The sequence below is a fragment of the Mycolicibacter longobardus genome, from assembly GCF_002102265.1.
In the GTDB taxonomy this organism is placed as follows: domain Bacteria; phylum Actinomycetota; class Actinomycetes; order Mycobacteriales; family Mycobacteriaceae; genus Mycobacterium; species Mycobacterium longobardum.
This window is the reverse complement of sequence record NZ_LQPG01000017.1, coordinates 41698-62516: the sequence shown is the minus strand read 5'-3', so window position 1 is coordinate 62516 and position 20819 is coordinate 41698. Positions and strand designations below refer to the sequence as shown.

Genomic DNA, 20819 nt, shown 5'->3' with positions numbered 1-20819 from the left:
CAAGACCGGCCGCGGCCGGTTGATGCCGCCGACCGCCGGGACCGACGGCAAGCGGGTCTTCCTGCAGCTGGGCCGCCAGCCCGAAGAACCCAACCAGTTCAACCACCCTGACGCGCCACGCCGCTACTCCCCCGACGTGCGCGCCCGGCTGGAGGCCGACGCCAAGGAGATCATCGGCCGCTACCCGCAGCCGCGCTCGGCGATCCTGCCACTGCTGCACCTGGTGCAATCAGAGGACACCTACGTCACCCCGGCCGGCCTGTCGTTCGTCGCGGAACTGCTCGGCCTGACCGCCGCCGATGTCGCCGGGGTCGCGTCGTTCTACTCGATGTACCGGCGTGACCCCACCGGCAAATACCTGGTCGGGGTCTGCACCAACACGCTGTGCGCGGTGATGGGCGGTGACGCCATCTATGACGAGCTCAAGGAGCACCTGGGCGTCAACAACGACCAGACCACCGCGGACGGCTCAATCACGCTGCAGCACATCGAGTGCAATGCCGCATGCGACTACGCGCCGGTGGTGATGGTCAACTGGGAGTTCTTCGACAACCAGACACCGGAATCGGCACGCGAACTGGTCGACAGGCTGCGTGACGATCAGGAGGTGCGGCCCACCCGCGGGATGCCGCTGTGCAGCTTCGCCGCGACCGAACGGATTCTCGCCGGCTTCCCCGACGAACGCACCGACGACGGGCAGGGCGGTGCCGGCGCGGCGACGCTGGCCGGTCTGCAGGTGGCGCGCGAGCGCGGGATGACGGCACCGGAGCCGGGCAGCAGCGCCGATAGGGGTGCGAAATGACCCTTACCAAAGGAACACCGCCCGAAGGCACACCGCTGACTCCGGTGTTGAGCAGCTACTGGGACGACCCCGAGTCGTGGACGCTGGAGACCTACCGCCGTCACGACGGTTACGCCGGTATGAAGCAGGCGCTGGACATGACGCCCGACGAGGTCATCGAACTGGTCAAGGACTCCGGGTTGCGCGGTCGCGGCGGCGCCGGGTTCTCCACCGGGACCAAGTGGTCCTTTGTCCCGCAGGGCACCGAGGGGGCCGGGGCAAAGCCGCACTACCTGCTGGTCAACGCCGACGAGTCCGAGCCCGGCACCTGCAAGGACATCCCGCTGCTTCTGGCGACGCCGCACGTGCTCATCGAGGGCATGATCATCTGCTGCTACGCGATCCGGGCCCGGCACGCCTTCATCTACATACGCGGTGAGGTGCTGCCGGTGGTGCGCCGGCTGCAGGCCGCGGTCGCCGAGGCGTATGCGGCCGGACTGCTGGGCAACGACATCGGCGGCAGCGGTTTCGACCTGGACATCACCGTGCACGCCGGTGCCGGCGCCTACATCTGCGGCGAGGAGACCGCGCTGATCGAGTCGCTGGAGGGCTACCGGGGCCAGCCCCGGCTGCGCCCGCCGTTTCCCGCGGTGGCCGGCTTGTACGCCTCACCCACGGTGGTCAACAACGTCGAATCGATCGCCAGCGTGCCGTCGATCCTGCGCAACGGAGCGGCCTGGTTCCGCTCGATGGGCACCGAGAAGTCTCGTGGGTTCACCCTGTATTCGCTGTCCGGGCACGTGAATCGGCCCGGGCAGTACGAGGCGCCGCTGGGCATCACGCTGCGCGAACTGCTCGTCTACGCCGGCGGGATACGCGACGGGCACCGGCTGAAGTTCTGGACGCCGGGCGGGTCGTCGACGCCGATATTGACCGAGGAACACCTCGACGTCCCGCTGGACTACGAGGGCATGGCGTCGGTCGGATCGATGCTGGGCACCAAGGCATTACAGATCTTCGACGAGACCACCTGCGTGGTGCGCGCGGCCATGCGCTGGTCGGAGTTCTACAAGCACGAGTCCTGCGGGAAGTGCACGCCGTGTCGCGAGGGCACCTACTGGCTGGTGCCGATCTATGAACGGCTGGAGACCGGACGCGGCACCCCCGAAGACCTGGAGACGCTGCTGGACATCGCCGATGTCATGTTCGGAAAATCCTTCTGCGCCTTGGGGGATGGTGCGGCGATGCCGGTGAAGTCGTCGATCCAGTATTTCCGTGACGAATACATCGCCCACCTTGAGGGGGGCTGCCCGTTCGACCCGAAAGCGAGCATATTCGTGCCAAACGGAGCACAAGGCGGTGTGGCGTGACGGCACCGGACGGTCAGGAGTCGGTGACCTTCACCATCGACGACCAAGAGATCACGGTCCCCAAGGGCACCTTGATCATTCGGGCCGCCGAGCAGCTGGGCATCGAGGTTCCACGGTTCTGCGACCACCCGCTGCTGGACCCGGTGGCCTGGTGCCGGCAGTGCATGGTCGAGGTGGAGGGCCAGCGCAAGCCGCAGCCGTCGTGTGCGGTGGCCGCCGCCGAAGGCATGGTGGTGCGCACCCAGCACACCTCCGCCGAAGCCGACCGGGCCCAGCACCTGGTGATGGAACTGCTGCTGATCAACCACCCGCTGGACTGCCCGACCTGCGACAAGGGCGGCGAGTGCCCGCTGCAGAACCAGGCAATGACTCACGGGCGCACCGAAACCCGGTTCGAAGAGGAAAAGCGCCACTACCCCAAGCCGATCAACATCTCCTCGCAGGTGCTGTTGGACCGGGATCGCTGCATCCTGTGCGCGCGCTGCACCCGATTCGCCAACGAGATCGCCGGGGACAAGTTCATCGAGATGATGGACCGCGGCGCCCTGCAGCAGGTCGGCATCTACACCGACACGCCGTTCGACTCCTACTTCTCCGGCAACACCGTGCAGATCTGCCCGGTGGGTGCGCTCACGGGTGCCTCCTACCGGTTCCGGGCCCGCCCGTTCGACCTGGTGTCCACGCCCACCATCTGCGAACACTGCGCCGGCGGCTGCGCCGAACGCACCGACCACCGTCGCGGCAAGGTGATGCGGCGGCTGGCCGGCCAGGATCCGGACGTCAACGAGGAATGGAACTGCGACAAGGGTCGTTGGGCGTTCACCTACGCCACTCAGCCCGACCGGATCAGCACTCCCCTGGTGCGCGACCCCAATGATCCGGCCGGCGAACTGGTTCCGACCTCCTGGCCGCACGCGCTGGCGGTGGCGGCGCGCGGCCTGGCCGCCGCCCGCGGCCGCACCGGGGTGCTGGTCGGCGGCCGGGTGACCAGTGAAGACGCCTACGGCTACGCCAAGTTCGCCCGGGTGGCGCTGCACAGCGACGACATCGACTTCCGGGCGCGTGTCCAGTCCGCCGAGGAAGCCGCGTTCCTGGCCGCCCGGGTGGCCGGTCGCGGTATTGACGTCAGCTACACCGACCTGCAAGCCGCCCCGGCGGTACTCCTGGTCGGCCTGCAACCCGAGGAAGAGGCCCCGATCGTCTTCCTGCGGCTGCGCAAGGCCGCGCGCAAGAACGACACCAAGGTTTTCAGCGTCGCGCCGTTCGCCGACCGTGCGCTGGGCAAGATGTTCGGCACCGTGTTGCCGACCGTTCCCGGCGGTGAGGCGGCGACGCTGGATGACCTGCACACCGGTGATGTCGGGCAGCTGCTGCGCCAACCCGGCGCGGTGATCCTGGCCGGCGAGCGGTTGGCCGGCTCGCCGGGCGCGCTGTCCGCGGCGGTCCGGCTGGCCGAGGCCACCGGCGCCCGGCTGGCCTGGGTGCCTCGGCGCGCCGGGGAGCGCGGTGCACTGGATGCCGGCGCGCTGGCCGGCCTGCTGCCCGGCGGACGTCCGCTGAGCGACCCGGCCGCGCGGGCCGAAGTCGCCCAGGCGTGGGGCCTCGAAGGTCCCGATGCCCTGCCGTCGCAGGCGGGGCGCGACACCGACGGCATCCTGGCGGCCGCCGCCGACGGGACGTTGGGGGCGTTGCTGGTCGGTGGGGTCGAACCGGCCGACCTGGCCGACCCGGACGCGGCACTGGCCGCCCTGGACGCGGCCGGATTCCTGGTCAGCCTTGAGTTGCGGCACAGCGAGGTCACCGAACGCGCGGACGTGGTGCTGCCGATCGCGCCGGCGGCGGAGAAGGCCGGCACCTTCGTCAACTGGGAGGGCCGGCACCGGCGGTTCGGTGTCGCGCTGGGCGACACCGGCGCCCTGCCCGACCGGCGGGTGCTCGATGCGCTCGCCGAGGAGATGGGTGTCGCGCTGGGTCTGGCAGACGTGGAAGCGGCCCGCGACGAGTTGGCCGCACTGGGTGCCTGGTCCGGCGAGCGCCTGGCCGGTCCCGACGTGGCCGCGGGGCACCCCCCGCAGCCCGGCGCCGGTGAAGCCGTCCTGGCCGGCTGGCGCATGCTGCTCGACGACGGGCTGATGCAGGCCGGTGAACCGAATCTGGCCGGCACCGCCCGCAAACCGGTGGCCCGGCTGTCGGCGTCGACCGCCGCCGAGATCGGTGTCGCGCCGGGCGATCCGGTCACGGTCAGCACCGAGCACGGCCACATCACCTTGCCCCTGGCCGTCACCGAGATGCCGGACAACGTGGTGTGGCTGCCGTTGAACTCCTCGGGTTCGGCGGTGCACCGGGATCTGGGGGTCACCACCGGCGCAGCGGTACGGATTGGACGCGGACTATGAACGATCCCTGGTGGTTGATGCTGGCCAAGGTGCTGGGCGTCTTCGTATTCTTGATTCTGACGGTGGTCTTGGCGATCGTCATCGAACGAAAAGTGGTGGGGCGCATGCAGATGCGCCCCGGCCCCAACCGGGTCGGACCCAAAGGCTGGCTGCAGAGCCTGGCCGATGCGATCAAGCTGGCGCTCAAAGAGGACATCGTCCCCTTCAACGTCGACAAGGTGATATACGCATTGGCCCCGGTCATCTCGACGGTTCCGGCCATCACCGCGTTCGCGGTGATCCCGCTCGGCCCGGAGGTCAGTATCTTCGGACACCGCACCGCGTTACAGCTGGCCGACCTGCCGATCGCGGTGCTGTTCGTCCTGGCGATGTCCTCGATCGGGGTCTACGGCATCGTCCTGGCCGGCTGGTCGTCCGGGTCCGCCTACCCGCTGCTCGGCGGAATCCGCTCCACCGCCCAGGTGATCTCCTACGAGGTCGCGATGGGCCTGGCCTTCGCATCGGTGTTCCTCTACGCCGGGACGATGTCGACCTCGGGCATCGTGGCCGCCCAGGATCGGGTGTGGTTCGCGTTCCTGCTGCTGCCGGCATTCATGGTCTATCTGACCGCGATGGTCGGTGAGACCAACCGGGCGCCGTTCGACCTGCCCGAGGCCGAAGGCGAGCTGGTCGGCGGCTTCCACACCGAGTACTCGTCGCTGAAGTTCGCACTGTTCTTCCTCGCCGAATACATCAACATGACCACCGTCTCCGCCGTGGCCGTCACGCTGTTCCTCGGCGGCTGGCACGCCCCCTTCCCGTTCAACATGTGGCCGGCGGCCAACACCGGCTGGTGGCCGCTGCTGTGGTTCACCCTCAAGCTGTGGGGCTTCATCTTCATCTACATCTGGCTGCGAGGCACCCTGCCCCGGCTGCGCTACGACCAGTTCATGGCGCTGGGCTGGAAGGTCCTCATCCCGGTGGCGCTGGGCTGGGTGATGCTCGCCGCCGTGATTCGCAGCCTGCGCAACGACGGCTACCAACATTGGCAGGTGTTGCTGGCCGGCCTCAGCACGCTGGCCACCGTGGCGTTACTGCTGGCACTGCATCGCCGCTTCAGCGCACTGAATACCAGGCGATTCGAATCCGCGCCGGCGGTCGCCGCACCGCCTTCGTCCGCGGGTTCATTCCCGACACCACCGCTACCGCAACGCAGTTCGGCGGTGCAGCGGGTCAAGGAGGATGTCAATGGCTAGCTTGAGAGACGCCCTGGCCGGATTCGGCGTCACCTGGAAGACGATGTTCAAACGGCCGATCAACGACGGCTACCCCGAACACAAGAAGCCGACGGCGCCGCGCTACCACGGCCGTCACCAACTCAACCGGCACCCCGACGGGCTGGAGAAGTGCATCGGCTGCGAACTGTGCGCGTGGGCGTGCCCGGCCGACGCCATCTATGTGGAAGCGGCCGACAACACCGACGAGGAGCGCTTCTCCCCCGGCGAACGCTACGGCCGCGTCTACCAGATCAACTACCTGCGCTGTATCGGCTGCGGACTGTGCATCGAGGCCTGCCCCACGCGTGCGCTGACCATGACCAACAACTACGAGATGGCCGCCGACAACCGCGCGGAGCTGATCTGGGAACGCGACCAGCTGCTGGCGCCGCTGGAGCCGGGCATGACCGCGCCCCCGCACCCGATGCCGCCCGGTGCCACCGAGAAGGACTACTACCTGGGCCGGGTCAGCCCGGACGGGCTCGACGAGAACCCGGACCTGTTCGTCATGCTCGACCGGGTGAAGCAGGGGAAGGCCTGATGGGCGCCACGCTGCTTGCCGGCGACGTCGTGGTCCGCACCTCCACCGGGGAGGCGGTGGCGTTCTGGGTTCTCGGCGCCCTGGCCCTGCTCGGTGCCATCGGCGTCGTCACCGCCGCCAAAGCGGTGTATTCGGCAATGTTTCTGGCGATGACGATGCTGATCCTGGCGGTGTTCTATTTCGTCCAGGATGCGATGTTCCTCGGCGTGGTGCAGATCGTCGTCTACACCGGCGCGGTGATGATGCTGTTCCTGTTCGTGATGATGCTGATCGGGGTCGATTCCGCCGAGTCACTGGTGGAGACCCTACGCGGCCAGCGGGCCGGCGCCACGCTCGCCGGTATCGGCTTCGGAATGCTGCTGATCGCCGGTATCGGCGGCGCGACGATGCACCTGCGTCGCATCGGCACTCCCGCCGCGACCATCGACGGCTCGGCGGACCTGGGCCAGCACAACGTCGAGGGGCTGGCGGCGCTGATCTTCACCCGCTACCTGTGGGCGTTCGAACTGACCAGCGCGTTGCTGATCACCGCGGTGCTCGCGGCCATGGTGCTGACGCACCGGGAGCGGCTGCAGCCGCGAATGACGCAGCGGGAGCTGTCGATTCAGCGTTTCCAGGCCGGCCGCCGGCCAACCCCGCTGCCCACTCCCGGCGTCTACGCCCGCCACAACGCCGTCGACATCGCCGCGCGCCTGCCCGACGGCTCCTATTCGGAGCTGTCGGTGTCGGACACCTTGACGCACCGCTGGGTCGACGCCACCGGGAACGCCGAACATGCGACTAACGGGGGGGAATCGGACCAGTGAATCCGGAGAACTACCTGTACCTGTCGGCCATGCTGTTCACCATCGGCGCCACCGGAGTGATGTTGCGGCGCAACGCGCTGGTGATGTTCATGTGCGTCGAGCTGATGCTCAACGCCGCCAACCTCGCGTTCGTCACCTTCGCCCGGCTGCACTCCCAGCTCGACGGCCAGATGGTGGCGTTCTTCACCATGGTCGTCGCCGCATGCGAGGTGGTGATCGGCCTGGCCATCATCATGACGATCTTCCGGGCCCGGCGATCCGCCTCGGTCGACGACGCGAACCTACTGCGCGGCTAGGAAGTTGGGGAGCTCTATGACGAATGTGAGCCAGCTGAGCTGGCTGCTGGTGGCCCTGCCGGCGGCCGGCGCGCTGATCCTGCTGCTCGGCGGGCGCCGCACCGATCGGTGGGGACACCTGCTGGGCTGCGCCACCGTGCTCTCCTCGTTCGGGATCGGACTGGCGCTGCTGGCCGACATGCTGGGCCGCACCGGCGAGGACCGGGCGATCCACACCCACCTGTTCAGCTGGGTGCCGGTCGGGGCCCTGCAGGTCGACTTCGGGGTGCTGATCGACCAGCTGTCGATCTGCTTCGTGCTGCTGATCAGTGGCGTCGGCTCGTTGATCCACATCTACTCGACCGGCTACATGAAGCACGACCCCGACCGCCGGCGCTTTTTCGCCTACCTGAACCTGTTCGTCGCGGCGATGCTGCTGCTGGTCGTCGCCGACAACTATCTGGGTCTCTACGTGGGCTGGGAAGGTGTGGGCCTGGCCTCCTACCTGCTGATCGGCTTCTGGTACGCCAAGCCGGTTGCGGCCGCGGCCGGCAAGAAGGCGTTCGTGTCCAACCGGGTCGGCGATATCGGCCTCGCGCTGGCGACGTTCGTGATGTTCGCCGGATTCGGCACGCTGTCCTACGACGGGCTGTTCAGTGCGGTCGAAGCCGACGGATCCAGTGGGCTGACCACCGCCATCGGACTGCTGCTGCTGGTGGGTGCCTGCGCCAAGTCCGCGCAGGTGCCGCTGCAGGCGTGGTTGTTCGACGCGATGGAGGGCCCCACCCCGGTGTCGGCGCTGATCCACGCGGCCACCATGGTGACCGCCGGGGTGTACCTGATCGTGCGGTCCGGTCCGGTGTTCGACCTGTCCGCCGACGCCCGGCTGGCCGTGGTGGTGGTCGGTGCCGTCACATTGCTGTTCGGCGCGATCATCGGCTGCGCCAACGACGACATCAAGCGGGCGCTGGCCGCCTCCACGGTGAGCCAGATCGGCTACATGGTGCTGGCCGCGGGCCTCGGCCCGGCGGGCTACGCGGTCGCGATCATGCACCTGCTCACCCACGGCTTCTTCAAGGCCGGGCTGTTCCTGGGCTCCGGGTCGGTGATGCACGGGATGAACGACGAACAGGACATGCGCCGCTACGGCGCGCTGCGGACCTTCATGCCGGTGACGTTCGCGACGTTCGGGCTCTGTTACCTGGCGATCATCGGGGTGCCGCCGTTCGCCGGCTACTGGTCCAAGGACGCGATCATCGAAGCCGCGCTGGCCAGCGGCGGCACCCGCGGTTGGGTGCTGGGAGCGATAACCATCCTGGGCGCCGGCATCACCGCCTTCTACATGACCAGGGTGATGCTGATGACGTTCGGCGGCGAGCGCCGCTGGGCCGCCGACGAGAGCGAGGTGAGCGGCGAACGGGCGCTGCAGCATCCGCATGAATCCCCGCGGGTGATGACCTGGCCGATGATCGTGCTGGCGCTCGGCGCGGTGTTCGCCGGTGGCGCGCTGGCCATCGGCGGGCGGCTGGAGCACTGGCTGGAGCCGGTGGTCACCCGGGTGACGGCAGAGCCGGTTGCCGAACACGCGCACGCCATCCCGGCCTGGCTCACCGGCGCGATCACCCTGGGAGTGGTCCTGCTCGGAGTTGCGGTGGCCTACAACATGTACGGCAGCAAGCCGATACCGATCACCGCACCCACGGACGTCTCGCCGCTGACGGTGGCCGCCCGCAAGTATCTCTACGGCGATGCCTTCAACGAGGAGGTGCTCATGCGTCCGGGTAACCGGCTGGCGCAAACCCTGGTCGCCGTCGACGACCGGGTGGTGGACGGTTCGGTCAACACGACGGCCGGGCTGGTGGCGCTCGCGTCCTATCTGGTGCGCCGTCTGCAGACCGGATTCGTGCGCTCCTATGCGCTGATGATGCTGGCCGGCACGGTGCTGGTCGTCGCGGTAGTGCTGGCGGTGCAACTGTGAACCTGGACGTGGACCTGAACCTGCCCTGGCTGAGCCTGCTGTGGCTGGTGCCGCTGGCCGGCGCCGGATTGGTGATCCTGCTGCCTGCCGGCCGGGCGGGACTGGCGAAGTGGACCGGGCTGCTGGCGAGCCTGGCGACGCTGGCGGTGGCGATCGTGGTCACCGCCGGTTTCGACACCACTCCGGTCGCCGCGCCGTACCAGTTCGTCGAATCCCATTCCTGGATACCGGCGTTCGGGGCGAGTTACACCCTCGGGGTGGACGGTATCGCGGTGATCCTGGCGCTGCTGACCGCAGGACTGGTGCCGTTGCTGATGCTGGCCGGCTGGAACGACGGGGGCGAGCGCACCCGAGGCCCGCACGCCTACACCGCGCTGACGCTGGCCATCGAGGCGATGGTGCTGATCTCGCTGGTCTCGCTGGACGTGCTGCTGTTCTACGTGTTCTTCGAGGCGATGCTGATCCCGATGTATTTCATGATCGGTGGTTTCGGCAATGGCGCCAAACGTTCGCAGGCGGCGCTGAAGTTCCTGCTGTACAACCTGTTCGGCGGCCTGATCATGCTGGCCGCGGTGATCGGGGTGTACGTGGTGAGCTCCGGGGAGGGAACGTCGGGCGGCACCTTCGACTTCCGTGAACTGGTCTCGATCTTCTCCCCGGCCACCACCACCGTGGATCCGGGCGTACTCAAGCTGCTGTTCGCCGGGTTCATGTTCGCGTTCGCGGTCAAGGCGCCGCTGTGGCCGCTGCACCGGTGGTTGCCCGACGCGGCGGTGGAATCCACCCCGGCGACCGCGGTGCTGATGATGGCTGTCATGGACAAGGTGGGGACATTCGGGATGCTGCGGTACTGCCTGCAGCTTTTTCCCGACGCCTCAACGTATTTCCGCCCGGTCATCATCGTTCTGGCCGTGGTCGGGGTGGTCTACGGCGCGATGGTGGCGATCGGTCAGCGCGACATGATGCGGTTGATCGCCTACACCTCGATCTCGCACTTCGGTTTCATCATCCTGGGCATCTTCGTGATGACCAGCCAGGGACAGAGCGGTTCGACGCTCTACATGCTCAACCACGGGCTGTCCACCGCGGCGCTGTTCCTGATCGCCGGGTTCCTGATCTCCCGGCGCGACGGCGCTCGGGCGATCGCCGACTACGGCGGCGTGCAGAAGGTGGCCCCGGTGATGGCCGGCACCTTCATGGTCGCGTCGATGGCCACCCTGTCGCTGCCCGGGCTCGCACCGTTCATCAGCGAATTCCTGGTCCTGGTCGGTACTTTCAACCGGTACTGGGTGGCAGCGGCGGTGGGCAGCACCGCGCTGGTGCTGTCATCGATCTACATGCTGTGGCTCTACCAGCGAGTGATGACCGGTCCGGTCTCCGCGGACAACGAACGCATCCGCGACCTGGTGCCGCGCGAGCTGCTCGTCGTCGCCCCGTTGATCGCGCTGCTGCTGTTCCTCGGCTTCTACCCGAAACCCGTGCTGGACATCATCAATCCGGGCGTCCAGCACACGTTGACCACCATCGGTGAAACCGACCCGGTACCGCTGACCGCTGAGGGGGCGCACTGACCATGTCGGGTATGCCGATCCCATCCGTCGAATACGGCCTGGTGCTGCCGCTGCTGATCGTTTTCGGCACCGCCGTCACCGGAGTGCTGGCCGAAGCGTTCATCTCGCGGCGGGCGCGTTATCTGGTACAGGTCCTGCTCTCGGTCGGCGGTCTGGTGGCCGCATTCGCTGCTGTGGTCGCCGTGGGCCGCGAGCTTCCGGACGCCGGTCGCATCACGGTGATGGGCGCCGTGGCGGTCGACAGGCCCGCACTGGTGCTGCAGGGCACCATTGTGCTGGTCGGGATCATGGCCGTCATCTTCATCGCGGAGCGCAACATCGGCGCGAGCCGTCCCGAGGGGCCGGGCGCGGCCACCGCGCCGGCTGCCGTGGGCGGAACCGCGGGCCTGGACGCGTTCACTCCGCAGGCTTCGGCGGTCCCCGACAGCGTGACCGAACTCGACGCGGCGCGCACCGGGGTCACCCAGACCGAGGTGTTCCCGCTGACCGTGCTGGCGGTCGGCGGCATGATGGTGTTCCCCGCCGCCAATGATCTGGTCACCATGTTCGTGGCCCTGGAAGTGCTGTCGCTGCCGCTGTATCTGCTGTGCGGGCTGGCCCGCTACCGTCGCCTGCTGTCGCAGGAAGCGGCGCTGAAGTATTTTCTGCTGGGCGCGTTCTCCTCGGCGCTGTTTCTGTTCGGCGCCGCGCTGATCTACGGCGCCACCGGGACACTGACGCTGCCGGAGATCGGCGAGCAGTTGTTCGGCCACAGCCGTGACCCGCTGGCGCTGATCGGCGCCGGGCTGCTGTTGGTGGGCCTGTTCTTCAAGGTCGGTGCAGTCCCGTTCCATTCGTGGATTCCCGACGTCTACGTCGGCGCACCGACACCGATCACCGGTTTCATGGCGGCCGCCACCAAGGTCGCCGCGTTCGGGGCCATGCTGCGGCTGCTCTATGTCGCCCTGCCCGCGCTGCACGACCAGTGGCGCCCGCTGCTGTGGCTGATCTCGGTGCTGACCATGGTGGTCGCCACCATTGCTGCGATCACCCAGACCGAGGTCAAGCGGATGCTGGCCTACTCCTCGATCGCCCATGCCGGCTTCCTGTTGACCGGCGTGCTGTCCGCGATCCCGGCGGGTATCTCCTCGACGCTGTTCTATCTGGCCGCCTACAGCTTCTCCACGGTCGGCGCCTTCGCCGTGGTGAACCTGATCCGGGGTCCCGGCGGCGAAGAGGAACTCGACATGTCCCGGTGGGCCGGTTTGGGCCGGCGCTACCCCGTTGTGGGCCTGCTGTTTTCAATGTTCCTGTTGGCGTTCGCGGGTATCCCGCTGACCAGCGGGTTCATCAGCAAGTTCGCGGTGTTCAAGGCGGCCGCCGAGGGCGGTGCCGCCCCGCTGGTGGTGGTCGGCGTGATCGCCAGCGGCGTCGCCGCCTACTTCTACGTCCGGGTGATCGTGCTGATGTTCTTCACCGACTCCCCCGACGACCCGCCGCAACTGGTGCTGCCCAGCGTCTGGAGCAAGGCGGCGATCGCCCTGTGCGCCGCGGTCACCGTAGTGCTGGGTGTGCTGCCGCAGCCGCTGCTCGATCTGGTGGATGCCTCGACGCAATTCGCCTTCTGACCGGATTCACACCACGCAACGTCGCCGCTAGGAGAACCACATGAGCGCGGTGACACTCACAGTTCTCGAGGACCAGATCGCCTGCGTCTCCTTGAACCGGCCCGAACGGTTGAACGCCATCGACGGGGCACTGCTTGACGGGATGGACGCCGTCCTTGATGAACTCAGCAGCGGCAGGTTCCGGGTGGCGATCCTGACCGGCGCCGGGCGGGGATTCTGCGCCGGCGCTGACCTCAGTGGCACCGGTGAGCCCTGGACCCCGCCGAGCAACAGCCCGGCTTTCAAAGTCACCTACGACGCACAAGTTCGGCTCGCCGACCAACTCACTCGGCTCTACGAACTGCCGATCCCGGTAATCGCCGCGGTCAACGGCGTCGCCGTCGGCGGCGGACTGGCCTTCGCGCTGCACTGCGACATCCGCATCGGCTCCGGGGACTCCCGGTTCGGCTCGGTGTTCATCACCGCCGGGTTCTCCTCGATGGACATGGGCACCAGTTATCTGCTGCCCAAGATCGTCGGCGCCGGTGTGGCTCGTGAACTCATGCTCACCGGGCGCATTGTCGACGCCGACGAGGCCTATCGGATCAAGCTGGTGCACCAGGTCGTCGCGCCGGAAGAATTGATGGCCACCGCGACAGCCATGGCGCGATCGATTGCGCAGAACAACGCCTACGGGGTCTGGCAGACCAAGATCGGCCTCAACGCCGCCCTGGACGCACCCAGCCTGCGCCACGCCAAGGAGATCGAGAACCGCACCCAGGTCCTCAGCGGGTTCACCAACAACCCGGCCGAAGCCGCCCTCGCGCACCGGGAGAAGCGGCCCCCGATCTGGGATCCGCTCTAGTCACACATCTGCCCCGTGACTTGGGCCTCGATCCCTGGTCACTGTAGAGTGCGCCACGACTAGTCACTTAGGCTTGGCTAACCCCGCAACAGAAGGCTCGCCCCCAACATGCTTACGCAGGCGTTGACGCGTCGTGTGCTCGGTTCGAGCCTGATCGGATTGCTGACCTGGCCGCGCCGGATCGACCACTACATCGAGCTGGTGGCTCCGGCGTGGTCTCTGGACGAGGCACGGGCCACGGTCGTGGCGGTACAGCGCCGTACGCCGCGCAGCGTCACCCTGACGTTGCGGCCCAACGGTGCGTTCTCCGGCTTTCGAGCCGGACAGCACGTCAACCTGACGATCGATATCGACGGACGTCGTCACACCCGCTGTTACTCACCGGCCAATGCCGAGGGTCAGCGGCACATCGAGCTGACCGTCGGATTGCACGACGGTGGGCTGGTCTCGACTTACCTGCGCCGTCACGCCCGCCCGGGCATGGTGGTCGGGTTGGCAGGCGTCAGCGGCGATTTCGTGTTGCCGGCTGTTCGGCCGCAGCGGATCCTGCTGATCTCCGGCGGCAGTGGGATCACTCCGGTGATGTCGATGCTGCGCACGTTGCGGGCCGAAGGTCATGTCGCTGCGGGCGGGGAGGTCGCGTTCGTGCACTACGCACGCACCCGTGCGGAAGGCTGTTATCGCGACGAACTCGCCGCGATGACCGACGTGCGGGTGTTGCACGGGTTCACCCGCGAGGGCGGGCCGCATGAAGACGGCGATCTGCAGGGGCATTTCGACGCCGAACATCTGCAGGCCGCGATGCCGGTTCCCGACGTGGTGTACGTCTGCGGCCCGCCCGCCCTGGTCGCCGCGGTGCGGGAGCACTGTCCAGATGCACACTCGGAGAGCTTCGTACCCGCGGTGTTTGCGGTACCCGCCGATCCGGCCGGCGGCCGCGTGACCTTCCGCGGCAGCGACATCACCGTGACCGACGACGGCCGGCCCCTGCTGGAGCAGGCCGAATCCGCCGGCCTGCAACCGGCGAACGGATGCCGGATGGGTCTGTGCAAGACGTGCACCTGTCGCAAAACCGTTGGCACGGTACAGAACGTGATCACCGGAATGCTTTCGACCGCCGGCGACGAGAACATCCAGATCTGCGTGTCGATCCCGGTCGGCGACGTCGAACTCGCCCTGTAAGCACCCCAGGAGCAAACATGTCCCAACCGGAGCTGGCGCTGACCCCTGCGCAGGCCGACGCGTTCGGCGCCGAACTCGACGCCATCAGGGCGCGCGTGCTCGCCGACCTGGGCAAACGTGACGCCGACTATATCCGCGGGATCGTCAAGGTGCAGCGCACCCTGGAGGTCGGCGGCCGGGTGCTGCTCTACGCCGGCAAACGCCGCCCGGCCTGGCTGGCCGGCGTGGCGATGCTCGCGGTGTCGAAGATCCTCGACAACTGGGAGATCGGGCACAACGTCATGCACGGCCAGTACGACTGGATGGGCGACCCGGCGCTGCACGGACCCACCTTCGAGTGGGACAGCGCCTGCCCGTCCGACCACTGGCGTCATGCGCACAACTACCTGCATCACACCTACACCAACGTCCTCGGCGTCGACCGCGACATCGGCTACGCCGTCCTGCGGGTGAAAGAAGCCCAGCCCTGGGATCGGTTGAAACTGCTCAACCCGATCAACGCCCTAATAGGTTTCGTGCTGTTCCAATACAGTTTGGCGGGCTACGAGCTGGAGATCGAACGGATGCCCCACGAGATCACCATGGCCGACAAACGGGAAGCCCTGGGGATGATCGTTCGCAAGGTCTTCCGGCAGACGTTGAAGGACTACGTCGCGTTTCCGCTGTCGGCCGGCCGCTTCGCGCGCTATGTGCTGACCGGCAACCTGGTGGCGAACATGATCCGCAACATGTGGACCTTCGCGATCACCTTCTGCGGGCACTTCCCCGACGGCGTCCGGGTGTTCACGATCGAGGAGACCCGTGACGAGTCCCGGGGCATGTGGTACTACCGGCAGATCCTGGGAACGGCGAACATGAACGGGGGCAGGCTGTTTCACATCCTGTCCGGCAACCTGTCGCACCAGATCGAGCACCACCTGTTCCCGGACCTGCCCGCGCACCGCTACGCCGAGCTGGCGCCCGAGGTGCGTGAGATCTGCCGGCGCTACGGCATCCCCTATAACACCGGTTCGATGCCCCGGCAGCTCGGCACTGTGGTGCGCAACATCTTCCGGCTGGCATTTCCCTAGCCGCGTTCTGACGTCACGCCGGCCGTCGGGTACATCATGGACGGATGGACGACGAGTCATTTCAGCGCCTGGTCGCGATGCTGGACTACACCATGTTTGTGGTGACCACTGCGGCCGACGGCCATGCCTCGGGCTGTCTGGTCGGCTTTGCCACCCAAACCAGCTTGGCGCCGCCGCGATTCCTGGTGGGGGTGTCCGAACGTAACCACACCTTCGGGGTGGCAGCCCAGTCCGGGCATCTGGCCGTCCATGTCCTGTCGCGCCGCGACATTGAGCTCGCCCGGCTTTTCGGCGGCCAGACCGGCGACGACGTCGACAAATTCGCGCAGTGCTCCTGGCACAGCGGCCCGGCGGGCATGCCGATCCTCGACGACGCGCCCGCATGGTTCGTCGGCAAGACACTGAACCGTATCGAGCTCGGCGACCATCTGGGCTACCTGCTGGAACCGGTCGCCGGGTACGCGCCCCAGCGCACTGATGATCTGCTGGCGTTCTCCGACGTCGTCGACATCGAACCGGGCCACGGCGCCTGAACCGGCCAGCGCTCGCGATCCTTGCTAGATCGGCTGGCGCAATGGCAGACCGGCAGCCCGGTAGATCGCGTCGATGACGGTCATGTTCTCGATCGCGTCCTCCGGCGTGGTTCGCACCGGCGCGCCGCGGAGCACGGCGTCGGCGAACGCGTCGAGCTGGTGGGCGTAGGAGCCCCGACGGGTGAAACGTTCGACGCGCTTGCCCTGCTGCGAGCGGATCCGGAGACGGTGGAAGTACTGGGGCAGCAGCGGGTTGAGGGCCAGCAGCTCGCCGCGATCGCCGATGACCCGCGCGCTGGCCTGCAGCAGGTGCGACGACCACAGTGAGCAGCTGATCGCTCCGGTGTGTCCGGCCGGGAACCGCAACTGCGCCGTCATGGCCCGGTCGATCCGGGGATCGCGCAGTTTCGCCTGTGCGGAAACGACTTCCGGTGTCTGCCCGCCGAAGGTGCGGGCCATATGCACCGCGTAGCAGCCGGCGTCCATCAGCGCCCCGCCGGCCAACGAATAGTCATAGCGGATGTCGGAGAACCGGGGCAGCGGAAAGCTCAGCGCGGTTTCCACCCGCTGGAGCGTGCCCAGCTCCCCCGAGGCGATGATCTCCTCGATCCGCAAGGTCATCGGGTGGTACCGATAGTGGAACGCCTCCATGACCACCCGGTCGGTGTTGGCGGCCGCGGTGGCGACCTCGCGGGCTTCGTCGGCGTTGGCGGTGAACGGCTTCTCGCAGAGCACATGCTTGCCGGCATCCAGCGCGGCGCGGGTCCAGCGTCCGTGCAGATTGTTCGGCAGCGGAATGTAGACCGCGTCGATCTCCGGGTCCGCTACAAGCTGCTCGTAGCTGTCGTGCACCCGACCGATGCCGTATTTGGCGGCGACGGCACGCGCGCGGCTGGGGTCGCGTGCGGCGATCGCGCCGACCACGACTTCGGCGTTGTCGGCGGCGGGTTTGAACAGCGAGTGCGGGGTGATCCGGGCAGCGCCAAGCACACCGATTCGCAGCGCGGGCTCGGTCATGCCACGGTGCTCCGTTGCAGACTGAACCCGGCCACCCGGTGGCCGGCCTGCGCCGGCGTCGTCATGTCGATCACCCGGCGCGCCTGCTCACGCACCGGAGTCGCGGGATCGAGCACCGACAGATAGACGTCGTGCGCGGCCAGAGCGTCCACCGCGGCATCGACGTAGTCATCCACCGTCTCGACGTGGGTGGGCTCCAGGCCCGACTGGAACAGCCAGCGCGGCGGGTCGTTGCACGTGTCCCAGGCGTCGGTGACCGCGGCGGCGAACTCGATGTGGTCACGTTGATTGGGTTGGTCCGGCCCGAACCGCTCGCCGCCGTAGATCGTCAAAACCACATCGGGACGGGCTTCGCTGATCACCGCGGCGATCTTGGCGCGAAGCGCCGGAGTGTTGCGGATGTTGCTGTCCGGGAAGTCCCAGAAGTCGACGCCCTCGATCGGGTCAACCCCCACGATGGCCGCGGCCCGCCGTTGCTCGGCATCCCGGATCGGCCCGGCCTGCTCCGGAGGCATCCCGGCGATGCCGGCCTCGCCGCGACAGGCCAGGGAGTAGCGGACGGTCTTTCCTGCGGCGGTCCACTTCGCCACCGCGGCGGCCATGCCGTATTCGGGATCGTCGGGATGCGGCACCAGCACCAGTAATGATTCCCAGTCGGCCGGGAAGGGCAGCGGATCCGACATCGCCGCTACGCCATCACACCGTGGGCGATGATGTCGGCGGTGCGTTCCACCCAATCACCGCCGAGATCGTCGTCGGGGCGCAGCATCATGCCCAGCAACGTTGCGCCGCCGATCAATTCGACCAGCCGGTCGGGGTCCACATCGGCGCGTGCGTCGCCGCGGCTGACCGAGACGGCCACCCAGTGGCGCATCACCTCGAACAAGCCGTTGAACCGCTCGAGGATGCGCGCGGTCAACTCGGCGTTGCGGGCCATGTCGGCGATCAGGCCGGGCAGCGCCGCCCGCACCACCGGACTGGTGAACGCATCCCGCGCACCGGCCATCATCGCCCGCAGGTCGCCGGCCACGTCGCCCGGCGGCGCCGTCACCGCACTCGGCGGTACCGCGAACGCGGCCTCGTGCACCAGCTCGGCCTTACTGGGCCACCGGCGGTACAGCGCGGTCTTGGTGGTCCCGGCCCGCTCCGCGACGGCCGCCAGGCTCAGATTCGAATAGCCGACTTCGACAACCAGTTCCGCGGCGGCCTGCAATATGGCAGCGTCGATACGGGGATCACGGGGCCGTCCGGCGCCGGACCCCTTGTCAACCGCTGAAGGTTCTGCTTTCATAACGCTACCTGTCGTATCGTAATTACTCTGACGGAGGACGCTACCGTGGCCGACCAACCGACCGTGGAAAAGGACGTCGGCCGGATCCAACGTTCCAGCCGCGATGTCAGCACCCTGCCCACGGTAATGTCTGGATGGCTTGCCACGCAGTTGCCCGGCGGGACCACGCCGGAGATCACCGTGGAAAGCGGGGTCGACACCAACGGCATGTCGTCGGAGACGATCATGCTCACCGGCCGCTGGACTGCCGACGGCGCCCCCGTCGAACAGCGCTGGGTGATGCGGGTGTCGCCCGCTGCCGAAGACGTCCCGGTGTTTCCGACCTACCGATTGGACCACCAGTTCGAGGTGATGCGACTGGTGGGTGAGCTCACCGACGTGCCGGTGCCGAAAGTTCGCTGGATCGAACCGACCGGAGATGTCCTGGACCGGCCGTTCTTCCTTATGGACCGCATCGACGGTGAAGTGCCACCCGATGTCATGCCCTATACCTTCGGTGGCAACTGGTTCGCCGACGCCACCGCCGAGCAACAACGGACCCTGCAGGATTCCACCGTCGAGGTGCTGGCCAAGCTGCACGCGATCCCCGACGCCGCGCAGACGTTCGCCTTCCTCGATGGTGGCCGCAACGGGGACAGCGCCCTGCGACGGCACTTCGAGCACGTGCGGGAGTGGTACGAGTTCGCGGTACCCGACATGGGACGCTCGCCATTGTTGGACCGCGCCCTGGCCTGGCTGGAGGCGAACTGGCCGGCCGAGGCGGCGGCCGGAGAGACGGTGCTGTGCTGGGGCGATTCCCGGGTCGGCAACGTGCTCTACCGCGACTTCCGTCCGGTGGCCGTGCTGGACTGGGAGATGGTGACACTGGGTCCGCGCGAGCTGGACGTGTCGTGGGTCATCTTCGCGCACTTGGTGTTCGAGGAACTCGCCGGGCTGGCCGGTTTGCCCGGGCTTCCGGAGGTGCTGCGCGAAGACGACGTGCGGGCCACCTACCAGCAACTCACCGGTGTCGAACTCGGTGACCTGCACTGGTTCTACGTCTACGCGGGCGTGATGTGGGCGATCGTGTTCATGCGCACCGGGGCCCGTCGGGTGCACTTCGGGGAGATGGAGAAACCCGAAGACCCCGAATCGCTCTTCTATCACGCCGGATTGCTGAGAAAGTTGATCGGAGAACAGAACTGATGCTGGGACCACTCGACGAATACCCGGTTCACCAACTGCCGCAACCGATCGCCTGGCCGGGCTCCTCGGACCGCAACTTCTATGACCGGTGCTACCTGAACGCCCACGACCGCACCGGCGACATCTTCGTGATCACCGGCTGCGGCTACTACCCCAACCTCGGGGTGAAGGACGCCTACGTTCTGGTCCGTCGCGGCGACACCCAGACGGCGGTGCACCTGTCCGATGCCATCGACCAGGACCGGCTCAACCAGCGCGTCGGCGGCTACCGCATCGAGGTCACCGATCCGCTGCGCTCCCTGCGGGTGGTCATGGATGAGACCGAGGGCATCGCGCTGGACCTGCGCTGGGAGGGCCTGTTCGACGCGGTGCAGGAACAGCCGCACATCCTGCGGTCCGGCACCCGGGTAACCCTGGACGCGCAGCGCTTCGCCCAACTGGGTTCCTGGAGCGGGCAGATCGTGATCGACGGTGAGGAGATCGCCGTCGACCCCGACGTCTGGATCGGCTCCCGCGATCGCTCCTGGGGTATCCGCCCGGTTGGCGAACGCGAGCCGGCCGGCCGGCCCGCCGACCCGCCGTTCGACGGCATGTGGTGGTTGTACCTGCCGATGGCGTTCGAGGACTTCGCCGTGGTGATGGTCATCCAGGAGGAGCCCGACGGGTTCCGCTCCCTCAATGACTGCACCCGGGTCTGGCGCGACGGCCGCGTCGAACAGCTGGGCTGGCCGCGGATCTCCACCCGCTACCTCTCCGGCACGCGCATCGCCACCGGAGCCACCATCGAGGCGACCCGGCCGGACGGCACCCCGGTGGTCATCGAGGTGGAATCCAAACTGCCGGTGCCCATTCACGTCGGCGGTGGATACGGCGGCGACATCGACTGGCTGCACGGCGAATGGAAGGGTGAGAAGTTCACCGAGCGGCTGACCTACGACATGACCGATCCGGGCATCATCGCGCGCACCGGCTTCGGGATGATCGACCACGTGGGGCATGCGGTGTGTCGCGAGGGCGACGCCGCCCCGGTGGAGGGCTGGGGTCTCTACGAGCACGGTGTGCTGGGCCGACACGACCCGACGGGATTCCCCGACTGGGTCGCCATGGCGCCCTAGG

General features: G+C 67.6%; 19 protein-coding genes. 16 read left to right on the top strand and 3 right to left on the bottom strand.

What is annotated here, in order from left to right; translation table 11 throughout:
• The first annotated feature begins 22 nt into the window (after positions 1-22).
• From nuoE to AWC16_RS08745, 14 genes are all read left to right on the top strand, one after another.
• Positions 23-802, top strand: a complete 780-nt coding sequence (nuoE, locus tag AWC16_RS08810; protein ID WP_085264551.1) for an NADH-quinone oxidoreductase subunit NuoE — start codon at positions 23-25, stop codon at positions 800-802.
• Complete coding sequence (gene nuoF / locus AWC16_RS08805) at positions 799-2151, top strand: NADH-quinone oxidoreductase subunit NuoF (RefSeq protein WP_085264372.1); 1353 nt, start codon at positions 799-801, stop codon at positions 2149-2151. The genes nuoE and nuoF overlap by 4 nt, the downstream gene beginning before the upstream one ends.
• Positions 2148-4547: an NADH-quinone oxidoreductase subunit G gene (locus tag AWC16_RS08800; protein WP_085264371.1), complete on the top strand. Its 2400-nt coding sequence runs from the start codon at positions 2148-2150 to the stop codon at positions 4545-4547. Before nuoF ends, AWC16_RS08800 begins: the two co-directional genes overlap by 4 nt.
• Entirely contained in the window at positions 4544-5782 is a 1239-nt protein-coding gene (gene nuoH / locus AWC16_RS08795; protein WP_085264370.1) for an NADH-quinone oxidoreductase subunit NuoH, read from the top strand. Before AWC16_RS08800 ends, nuoH begins: the two co-directional genes overlap by 4 nt.
• Positions 5775-6344, top strand: a complete 570-nt coding sequence (gene nuoI, locus AWC16_RS08790; RefSeq protein WP_085264369.1) for an NADH-quinone oxidoreductase subunit NuoI — start codon at positions 5775-5777, stop codon at positions 6342-6344. Before nuoH ends, nuoI begins: the two co-directional genes overlap by 8 nt.
• Entirely contained in the window at positions 6344-7150 is an 807-nt protein-coding gene (locus tag AWC16_RS08785) for an NADH-quinone oxidoreductase subunit J (protein ID WP_085264368.1), read from the top strand. The genes nuoI and AWC16_RS08785 overlap by 1 nt, the downstream gene beginning before the upstream one ends.
• A complete protein-coding gene (nuoK, locus tag AWC16_RS08780) occupies positions 7147-7446 on the top strand; it encodes an NADH-quinone oxidoreductase subunit NuoK (RefSeq protein ID WP_085264367.1) in 300 nt (99 codons plus the stop codon). The genes AWC16_RS08785 and nuoK overlap by 4 nt, the downstream gene beginning before the upstream one ends.
• A gap of 16 nt (positions 7447-7462) precedes the next feature.
• Positions 7463-9403 carry an NADH-quinone oxidoreductase subunit L gene (gene nuoL / locus AWC16_RS08775; protein WP_085264366.1) on the top strand — a complete coding sequence of 647 codons (1941 nt, stop codon included), beginning with the start codon at positions 7463-7465 and terminating at the stop codon, positions 9401-9403.
• Positions 9400-10974, top strand: a complete 1575-nt coding sequence (locus AWC16_RS08770) for an NADH-quinone oxidoreductase subunit M (RefSeq protein ID WP_420094296.1) — start codon at positions 9400-9402, stop codon at positions 10972-10974. The genes nuoL and AWC16_RS08770 overlap by 4 nt, the downstream gene beginning before the upstream one ends.
• Before the next feature lie 2 nt (positions 10975-10976).
• On the top strand, positions 10977-12581 hold the full coding sequence (nuoN, locus tag AWC16_RS08765) for an NADH-quinone oxidoreductase subunit NuoN (RefSeq protein ID WP_085264365.1): 1605 nt from the start codon (positions 10977-10979) through the stop codon (positions 12579-12581).
• 49 nt (positions 12582-12630) lie between these two features.
• Positions 12631-13425: an enoyl-CoA hydratase/isomerase family protein gene (locus AWC16_RS08760; protein ID WP_420094297.1), complete on the top strand. Its 795-nt coding sequence runs from the start codon at positions 12631-12633 to the stop codon at positions 13423-13425.
• A 108-nt stretch (positions 13426-13533) separates the two neighbouring features.
• Complete coding sequence (locus AWC16_RS08755; RefSeq protein ID WP_085264363.1) at positions 13534-14607, top strand: ferredoxin reductase; 1074 nt, start codon at positions 13534-13536, stop codon at positions 14605-14607.
• A gap of 17 nt (positions 14608-14624) precedes the next feature.
• Positions 14625-15677 (top strand): fatty acid desaturase family protein, encoded by a 1053-nt coding sequence (locus tag AWC16_RS08750; protein ID WP_085264362.1) that lies wholly within the window; start codon positions 14625-14627, stop codon positions 15675-15677.
• A 44-nt stretch (positions 15678-15721) separates the two neighbouring features.
• Positions 15722-16210 carry a flavin reductase family protein gene (locus AWC16_RS08745; RefSeq protein ID WP_085264361.1) on the top strand — a complete coding sequence of 163 codons (489 nt, stop codon included), beginning with the start codon at positions 15722-15724 and terminating at the stop codon, positions 16208-16210.
• A 24-nt stretch (positions 16211-16234) separates the two neighbouring features.
• Here the strand turns inward: AWC16_RS08745 and AWC16_RS08740 are convergent, their stop codons facing one another.
• From AWC16_RS08740 to AWC16_RS08730, 3 genes are read right to left on the bottom strand one after another with little or no spacing between them, the layout of a single operon-like run.
• Entirely contained in the window at positions 16235-17227 is a 993-nt protein-coding gene (locus AWC16_RS08740; RefSeq protein WP_085264360.1) for a Gfo/Idh/MocA family protein, read from the bottom strand.
• Entirely contained in the window at positions 17224-17910 is a 687-nt protein-coding gene (locus tag AWC16_RS08735; RefSeq protein WP_085264359.1) for a PIG-L deacetylase family protein, read from the bottom strand. The genes AWC16_RS08740 and AWC16_RS08735 overlap by 4 nt, the downstream gene beginning before the upstream one ends.
• A 5-nt stretch (positions 17911-17915) precedes the next feature.
• Positions 17916-18518, bottom strand: a complete 603-nt coding sequence (locus AWC16_RS08730; protein ID WP_085264358.1) for a TetR/AcrR family transcriptional regulator — start codon at positions 18516-18518, stop codon at positions 17916-17918.
• A gap of 45 nt (positions 18519-18563) precedes the next feature.
• Here AWC16_RS08730 and AWC16_RS08725 point away from each other — a divergent pair, with 45 nt between their 5' ends.
• Both AWC16_RS08725 and AWC16_RS08720 read left to right on the top strand, forming a co-directional pair.
• Positions 18564-19703, top strand: a complete 1140-nt coding sequence (locus tag AWC16_RS08725) for a phosphotransferase family protein (RefSeq protein ID WP_085264357.1) — start codon at positions 18564-18566, stop codon at positions 19701-19703.
• Entirely contained in the window at positions 19703-20818 is a 1116-nt protein-coding gene (locus tag AWC16_RS08720; RefSeq protein WP_085264356.1) for an Rv3169 family protein, read from the top strand. Before AWC16_RS08725 ends, AWC16_RS08720 begins: the two co-directional genes overlap by 1 nt.
• The last annotated feature ends 1 nt before the right edge of the window (position 20819 follow it).

Excerpts from the sequence above, each read along its gene's own strand:
- nuoE (WP_085264551.1), top strand. The coding sequence starts at position 23 with ATGCCGCCGACCGCCGGGACCGACGGCAAGCGGGTCTTCCTGCAGCTG.
- nuoF (WP_085264372.1), top strand. The coding sequence starts at position 799 with ATGACCCTTACCAAAGGAACACCGCCCGAAGGCACACCGCTGACTCCG.
- nuoH (WP_085264370.1), top strand. The coding sequence starts at position 4,544 with ATGAACGATCCCTGGTGGTTGATGCTGGCCAAGGTGCTGGGCGTCTTC.
- nuoI (WP_085264369.1), top strand. The coding sequence starts at position 5,775 with ATGGCTAGCTTGAGAGACGCCCTGGCCGGATTCGGCGTCACCTGGAAG.
- AWC16_RS08785 (WP_085264368.1), top strand. The coding sequence starts at position 6,344 with ATGGGCGCCACGCTGCTTGCCGGCGACGTCGTGGTCCGCACCTCCACC.
- nuoL (WP_085264366.1), top strand. The coding sequence starts at position 7,463 with ATGACGAATGTGAGCCAGCTGAGCTGGCTGCTGGTGGCCCTGCCGGCG.
- nuoN (WP_085264365.1), top strand. The coding sequence starts at position 10,977 with ATGTCGGGTATGCCGATCCCATCCGTCGAATACGGCCTGGTGCTGCCG.
- AWC16_RS08755 (WP_085264363.1), top strand. The coding sequence starts at position 13,534 with ATGCTTACGCAGGCGTTGACGCGTCGTGTGCTCGGTTCGAGCCTGATC.
- AWC16_RS08750 (WP_085264362.1), top strand. The coding sequence starts at position 14,625 with ATGTCCCAACCGGAGCTGGCGCTGACCCCTGCGCAGGCCGACGCGTTC.
- AWC16_RS08745 (WP_085264361.1), top strand. The coding sequence starts at position 15,722 with ATGGACGACGAGTCATTTCAGCGCCTGGTCGCGATGCTGGACTACACC.
- AWC16_RS08740 (WP_085264360.1), bottom strand. The coding sequence starts at position 17,227 with ATGACCGAGCCCGCGCTGCGAATCGGTGTGCTTGGCGCTGCCCGGATC.
- AWC16_RS08735 (WP_085264359.1), bottom strand. The coding sequence starts at position 17,910 with ATGTCGGATCCGCTGCCCTTCCCGGCCGACTGGGAATCATTACTGGTG.
- AWC16_RS08730 (WP_085264358.1), bottom strand. The coding sequence starts at position 18,518 with ATGAAAGCAGAACCTTCAGCGGTTGACAAGGGGTCCGGCGCCGGACGG.
- AWC16_RS08720 (WP_085264356.1), top strand. The coding sequence starts at position 19,703 with ATGCTGGGACCACTCGACGAATACCCGGTTCACCAACTGCCGCAACCG.